The 1,059-nt window shown below is 35.1% G+C and carries 1 protein-coding gene; it reads right to left on the bottom strand.

Annotated elements, in window-relative coordinates; all coding sequences use genetic code 11:
* Nucleotides 1-1,059, bottom strand: a 1,059-nt coding sequence (locus tag NK213_RS20175; protein WP_253352692.1) for a hypothetical protein, incomplete at both ends; no start/stop codon positions are given.

The raw sequence follows: 1,059 nt of genomic DNA, 5'->3' as shown, positions 1-1,059 counted from the left end.
ACCTTTTTTATTTTTCGTGGAACTGGGACCTGCGTAACCTTTTATCTTCTCATTCCCTATTGTTTTTGATACATTTTTTATTGCATCTTCCACACCTTTTGCTGCTAAATCCCCTTGAGCTTCTAATCCTTCTCGGGTTATTGTCTTATCCGATAGTACTTGATTATTTGCCAAACTTCTTTCCACTACCCTAAAAAGTCCATTACCCATATCTTTTATCATTGTTGTTACATTTGAGCCTACTATATGGATTTCCCCTTGCGTTTCAGCATGTTTGGCTATCATTGTTCCTGTTATACTGTCCTTGCCGGTATTTACCGTGGCTATGATATTACCCTTCGCATCCCTTATTTCCCCTGTTAAAGCTCCACGGGTTATTGCTGTGGACTTCTGTAGTTCTGATGATTGTCTGTTTAACTCATTTATCATCTGATAAGATGAAATTTCTGTTTTAGATTTTATTTGTCCAAACTCATTATTAAATGTTCCAAGTATCGAATTTGTTAGATTTATTTTTTGCTGTATTTCGCTATCTGATTTTATGAAAAAATCCTGTGCTTTCTGAAATGCTTCAAGACCTTTTTCTTCTTCACTCATTTTACTTCTAGCATATTCATCCAGCGCTATTTTAAAACTCTCTGCCTGTTCGCCTGAAAGTCCCTGCGCTACTGCTATTTTGTCCAAAGTACCATTTATATCCGAAAGATCATCTGAATTCAGTCCGTTTTCCCAATACTTTTTATATTTCGACATTAAATCATCAGTTACTATTTGATCTACTGATATCTTTAATTTGTATTCTTTGGCAAGCAGTTTATTCATTTCGGCAGTTAGCTTCCCTATTTCGATATCTGCCTTATATATTTCATCTATATATTTTTTTGCTTCTGCCGAAGCTTTTTTCCACATATCTTCCTGCATTTGAAGTAGTATTTTTTGTTTTAAACCTTCTACTACTCCACCCAGATAATCTCCCAGTTTTTTATATTCACTTGCCTCGTTACTTATTACTCCTACTATTTCTGGTGCTATTTCGGCTATATCCTGATATATTGCCAG

Origin of the sequence: Sebaldella sp. S0638 (assembly GCF_024158605.1) — a bacterium.
Lineage (GTDB): Bacteria > Fusobacteriota > Fusobacteriia > Fusobacteriales > Leptotrichiaceae > Sebaldella.
Note: the sequence above shows the minus strand (reverse complement) of the source record. Positions and strands in the feature narration are given on the sequence as shown.